Annotated in this window: 4 protein-coding genes; all 4 read left to right on the forward strand. The window is 68.7% G+C overall.

Annotated features, from left to right (window positions below):
- Nucleotides 1-915, forward strand: a 915-nt coding sequence (locus ABZX37_RS49160; RefSeq protein WP_354751240.1) for an OB-fold nucleic acid binding domain-containing protein, incomplete at its 5' end; no start/stop codon positions are given.
- Nucleotides 915-2,384, forward strand: a complete 1,470-nt coding sequence (locus ABZX37_RS49165; protein ID WP_354751241.1) for an MFS transporter — start codon at nucleotides 915-917, stop codon at nucleotides 2,382-2,384. The genes ABZX37_RS49160 and ABZX37_RS49165, both read left to right, overlap by 1 nt.
- A 727-nt stretch (nucleotides 2,385-3,111) precedes the next feature.
- Nucleotides 3,112-3,921 (forward strand): helix-turn-helix domain-containing protein, encoded by an 810-nt coding sequence (locus ABZX37_RS49170; protein WP_354751242.1) that lies wholly within the window; start codon nucleotides 3,112-3,114, stop codon nucleotides 3,919-3,921.
- A 102-nt stretch (nucleotides 3,922-4,023) separates the two neighbouring features.
- Entirely contained in the window at nucleotides 4,024-5,214 is a 1,191-nt protein-coding gene (locus ABZX37_RS49175) for a low temperature requirement protein A (RefSeq protein WP_354751243.1), read from the forward strand.
- Nucleotides 5,215-5,604 lie beyond the last annotated feature (390 nt).

Consider the following 5,604-nt stretch of genomic DNA (forward strand, 5'->3'; position numbering starts at 1 on the left):
TCGTTCACCGAGTTCCTGGACAAGTCGGAGCTGGTGGCCTGCAACAAGCGGGTGATCGAGTCGCTGATCAAGGCGGGCGCGTTCGATTCGATGGGTCACACGCGGCTGTCGATGATCCAGGTGCACGAGGACGCGGTGGAAGCCGTCGTCCCGCTCAAGCGCCAGGAAGCGATGGGCCAGTTCGACCTGTTCGGCTCGTTCGGAGCCGACGACGGCGACGCGGCCGAGGCGGCTCCGTCGTCCTCGCCGCTCGCGCACCTCAAGTTCGGCGAGGAGGAGTACCCGCGCAAGCAGCTCCTCGCCTACGAACGCGAAATGCTGGGCCTGTACGTGTCGGCGCACCCGCTCGACGGGGCCGAACGCATCCTGCGCAAACACGCGCCCAAGCCGATCGCCGCGCTGCTCGCCGACCCGCCGAAGGAGGGCGAGGTCGTCATCTCCGGCCTGCTCACTTCGCTCGAACGCCGGGTCAACAAGAAGGGCGAGCCCTGGGCGATCTGCACCGTCGAGGACATGGACGCCGCGCTCGAGGTGCTGTTCTTCGCCAAGGCGTACTCGATGTTCGCCGCGGACCTGGTCGAGGACAACGCGGTGCTGGTGAAGGGCCGGGTCAACTGGCGCGAGGACAAGATGTCGGTGTTCGGCGGCGGGCTCGTGCCGCTGGACCTCTCCGAGATCGGCAACGGCGGCGAAGAGCCGCCGCTGGTGCTGCTGGCCGCCGCGGAGAAGGTCGACCAGGCGGTGGTCAGCGAACTGAAGTCGACGCTGCTGGCGCACAAGGGGGATACGCCGGTGCACCTCAAGCTCGTCGGCAAGAACCAGACGGTCTTCGCGCTTTACGATTACCCGGTGAAGGTCAGTTCGATGCTCATCGGTGAGCTCAAGGGCATCCCTGGGATCACCGCCAACACCTGATGGCCGAGGCCGAGCCGGATCCCCGCCGCTGGCGGGCGCTCGCGGTCACCCTCGCCGCCGGGTTCATGACGTTGCTGGACGTCAGCATCGTCAACACGGCTCTGCCCTCGATCCAGCGCGACCTGAACACCGGCGCGGGCACCATCCAGTGGGTGGTCTCGGGCTACGCGCTCACTTTCGGCCTGGTCCTGGTCACCGGCGGCCGGTTGGGCGACGCGCTGGGCCGCCGCCGGATGTTCCTGATCGCGCTGGCCGCGTTCGTCGCGACGAGCGCGCTCGCCGGAGCGGCCTCCGATCCGGCGACGCTCGTCGCCGCCCGGCTCGCCCAGGGCTGCGCCGCGGGCATGCTGACGCCGCAGAACAGCGGCCTGATCCAGGATCTGTTCCGCGGCGCCGAGCGCGGCCGGGCGTTCGGCATGTTCGGCGCGGTCGTCGGCATCTCCACCGCGGTCGGGCCGGTGCTCGGCGGCGTGATCCTCGCGCTGTTCGGCGATCCGGACGGCTGGCGGTGGGTGTTCTACGTGAACGTGCCGATCGGCGTCGTCGCGTTCGGGCTCGCGATGAAGCTGCTGCCGCAGGCGGACCGGCGGAAGTTCCGGCTGCGCACGGAAATCGACTTCGTCGGGATCGTGCTGCTGGCCGTCGCGGTGCTCGGCGTGCTGCTGCCGCTCGTGCAATCCGAACGGGGCGGGCTCGGCCGGTTGTGGTGGCTGTTCGGGGTGGCGATCGTTTTCGGCGTGGCGTTCGTGTGGTGGGAACGGCGAGTCACGCGAAGGAACCGGCCGCCGCTGCTGGACATCCGGCTCTTCACCGGCACCCCGGGCTACGCCAGCGGCGCAGCGGTCGGGGCGCTGTACTTCTGCGGATTCGCCGGGATCTGGCTGGTGTTCGCACTCTTCTTCCAGCAGGGGCTCGGGTACACGCCGCTGCAGTCGGGGCTGGCGGTCACGCCGTTCGCGCTGAGTTCCGCCGTGACGGCGGCCGTCGCCGGGCGGCTCGTGACCCGCTTCGGCCGGAGGCTGACCGTCACCGGACTGGCCATCGTCGCCTTTTCACTGCTGTCGGTGGCACTGGTCGTGCAATGGGTGCCGCCGTCGGCCGCCGGGTTCGCGGTGGCCGGTCCGCTGCTGATCGGCGGGATCGGCGGCGGGATGGTGATCTCGCCGAACACGACGCTCACCCTCGAATGCGTGCCGAACCGGCTGGCCGGCGTCGCCGGGGGAGCGCTGCAGACCGGCCAGCGGATCGGCACCGCGATCGGCACGGCCGTGCTGGCGTCGGTGTTCGAGTCGGTGGTCCCGGCGGCCGGGCACCAGACCGCGCTCACCGCGGCGATGTGCTGCGCGGCCGGTCTCACGCTGGTCGCGCTGGCGTTCGCGACCCTGGAACTTCGCGCCCGCCGGAGGCGTGCCATCCTGACGGAGGACCGTCAAGCAGCGCAGTCCGCAGCGAATATTCACCGTACGTAATCTGGCAACTCTTATCTTGCCTCTTCGGTGAGCTACTTACCGCCACCAGGTGATACTCCATCCGGGTGACAGGTGACCTTCGGCCCTAGTGCTACTCAGAGCAACCGAGTAGACCTTATGGAGCCTTCAGAACGACACTTTGGCTACCTACAGTGGCAATTCGTTCGATCGACCGGGGATGGGTCGATCGGCCGAGAGGCCCGGGAGTCCGAAGTTCCGGGGAATGGACACCCGGAGTCGCATTCCGGTACGAAATTCGTCGGCGTCCGCGGGGGACCGTACGGCGAATCGCCGGGGCACTGCCCGGAGTGGCCGGCCGAGTGCGCGCGAAGGCAACGGGGCGGGCCCGGGCGAGGGGGAACCGGGCCCGCCCGTCTTTCTCTCCCGGCTCGTCCTTCCCCGCGCGCTGGCCGCTGATGTTCCGGCCGGGCATGTTCGTGCCGCTCGACGCTGTCTTGGGTTCCGACGGCGCGGCTCGGGCGGTCGAACGCTGTCCGTGCCGGTCGAGGCTGTCTTCGGGCTCGGCCGTGCGGCTCTCGGCGCGTCGAACGTTGTCCGTGCCGCTCGACCTCGCTCTCCTGGACCTCGCGGCTCGGGCGTGCCGAAAACGCTGACCGTGCCGCTCGACCTTGCTCTCGGAAGCCGCGCGGCCCAGGATGTTTCCCGCCTCTTGACCTTCCCCTCGGGGACGGCCCCACGCTCAGGGCGTTCCGAACGAGGGAGACCCATGACGGACCTGCTCGCCATCGGCGCGTTCGCGCGCCTGGCCCGCCTTTCGCCCAAAGCGCTGCGGCTCCACGACGAGATGAACCTGCTGCCGCCCGCCCGCGTCGACCCGGACACCGGCTACCGCTGGTACTCGCCTGATCAGCTCGACCGGGCTCGGCACGTCGTCCAGCTGCGCGGGCTCGAGATGCCGCTGCCACGGATCCGGGCCGTCCTCGACCTGCCGCCGGAAGCCGCGGCGGCCGAGGTCCGCGCGTATTGGGAGGAGCAGGAGCGGGCGTGGCACGCGAAGCGGGAACTCGCCGGGTTCTTCCTCGACCAGCTGACAGGGAAGGAAACCCCGATGTACGACGTGTCCGTTCGCGAAGTGCCCGCCCGCACGCTGCTCATCGCCTCCGAGCACCTGACCGCCGACCGGATCGGCGAGTTCGCCGCCCCGCTCTTCGCCTTCTTCGGCGGCCCGGCGGTCCCGCGCCCGGAAGGCGGCCCCGGACGGCCTTTCCTGCGCTATCACGGAGAAATCAGCAATGACAGCGACGGTCTGGTCGAGTTCTGCTGCCCGATCGATCCCGGCCGCGGGGAAGTCGCCTTTCCGGAGATGACGCTCAGCGCCGACGACGCGGGCCGCGAGGCTTACGTCACCGTGCCGAAGGCGAACATGATGACCGCGCTCGGCGCCGAGTCGCTGCACCGCTGGCTGACCGACCATCACGTCGAGGCCGATTGGAAGCCGCGCCAGATCTTCCTGTGCGATCCCGGGACGGCCGAACTCGACGATCCCGTCTTCGAGCTGGCGGTCCGGCTGCGCTGAGCCGCCCGGTTTCGCCCGGTTCCGGCCGCTCAGGGATGTCGCGCTCGCGCGGGGCCGTCGATCATGTTGGGATGGCCGCGTTCTGCGAAGAGGGGAGCGCTCATGGCCCACGAGGCATCGCCGGGCAACCGGATCCGGGTGTGGTACCGACCGATGCGGGCGCGCGACACCACCGAAGGGCACCGCGCGTCGACGCCGCTGGAATTGCTGTTCGACCTGTGTTTCGTGGTCGCCGTCGGCCAGGCCGCCGCGCAACTGCACCACGCCCTTTCCGAAGGCCACGTCGGGCACGGGGTGCTCAGCTTCGGGATGGTGTTCTTCGCGATCTGGTGGGGCTGGCTGAACTTCAGCTGGTTCGCGTCGGCGTTCGACACCGACGACGTGCCCTACCGGCTCGCCACTCTCGTCCAGATCGCGGGCGGCCTGACCGTCGCGGCCGGCGTGGACAAAGCCTTCGAGGGCGATTTCACGATCGTGGTCATCGGGTACGTCCTGATGCGCCTGGCCGCGGTCACACAGTGGCTTCGCGCGGCACGGCAAGCACCGGAGATCCGCTCGACCGCGTACTTCTACGCGATCGGCATCACGCTCTGCCAGATCCTGTGGATCGTCCGGCTCGCGATTCCCGGCACCGCGGGGTTCGTCGGCTTCTTCGTCGTCCTGGTCCTGGAACTCGCGGTGCCGGCAGTGGCGGAAGCCCGGACCACGACGCCGTGGCACTCGCATCACATCGCCGAGCGGTACGGGCTTTTCACGCTGATCGTGCTCGGCGAAACCGTGCTCAGCGCCACCAACGCGGTGAAAGAGGGGATCGCGGAGGGGGAGCACACCGGGGAGCTGGTGTCGCTGGCCGTCGCGGGCCTGGTCCTGGTGTTCTCGATGTGGTGGCTGTATTTCGACCAGCCGGGGCACGCCCGTCTCGAACGCGGCAACTCCCGGTGGACCGCGTTGAGCTGGGGATACGGGCACTACCTGATTTTCGGTTCGGCCGCGGCGGTCGGCGCCGGGCTGGAACTGGCGGTCGGTTTCGACAGCGGGCAGGTGCACGTCAGCGGCATCGTGACCGCGCTGGCCGTGACGATCCCGGTCGCGATCTTCTTGCTCAGCGTCTGGCTGCTGCACATCGGCCCGACCAACGAATGCCGTCCGATCGCGATCGGCTTCCCGGCGGCCGCGGTGCTCGTGCTCGCTGCGTCGTTCGGCCCGGCGCCGATCCACGTGACGGCGGTCCTCGCGGCGATCCTCGTCGGGGTCACGGTGATCGCGACGCACGGCGAGCCCGAGCCGGGCTGACGGCGCTCGGGTCTCGGCCGCCGGATCGACGCAGGTCAGGGGGTTGGCGCGAAAAAAGGGACCCCCCTGTTCGAGGGCTGTTTCGGGCCGTGTAATGTTCTCTTCGTCGCCAGGGAAACCCGGCGGCCACCGGGAACACGAACCAAGCTCCCACAGTAGTGGTAGAGTGGGTGGTCCCAAACCTCCGGAGCTGAACCAGCCCCCGACGAAGCCTCGAGCTTCCCAGGGTGTAGAGTTGGACTCCGGAAAAACAAAAGCTTGAAATAACGCATCGAGCTTGGCCTGGTTGATTCCGGGGCTGGTTCGGGGTGTGTTGCTTGAGAACTCAACAGTGTGCTAGTGAACTAAGCCAGTAGAGCTTATATGAAACCCCCTCGTCGGGGTTTCCTT

Origin of the sequence: Amycolatopsis sp. NPDC004079, assembly GCF_040610415.1 — a bacterium.
Lineage (GTDB): Bacteria > Actinomycetota > Actinomycetes > Mycobacteriales > Pseudonocardiaceae > Amycolatopsis > Amycolatopsis halotolerans.

Coding starts and splice junctions, on each gene's coding strand:
- ABZX37_RS49165 (WP_354751241.1), top strand. CDS start 915: ATGGCCGAGGCCGAGCCGGATCCCCGCCGCTGGCGGGCGCTCGCGGTC.
- ABZX37_RS49170 (WP_354751242.1), top strand. CDS start 3,112: ATGACGGACCTGCTCGCCATCGGCGCGTTCGCGCGCCTGGCCCGCCTT.
- ABZX37_RS49175 (WP_354751243.1), top strand. CDS start 4,024: ATGGCCCACGAGGCATCGCCGGGCAACCGGATCCGGGTGTGGTACCGA.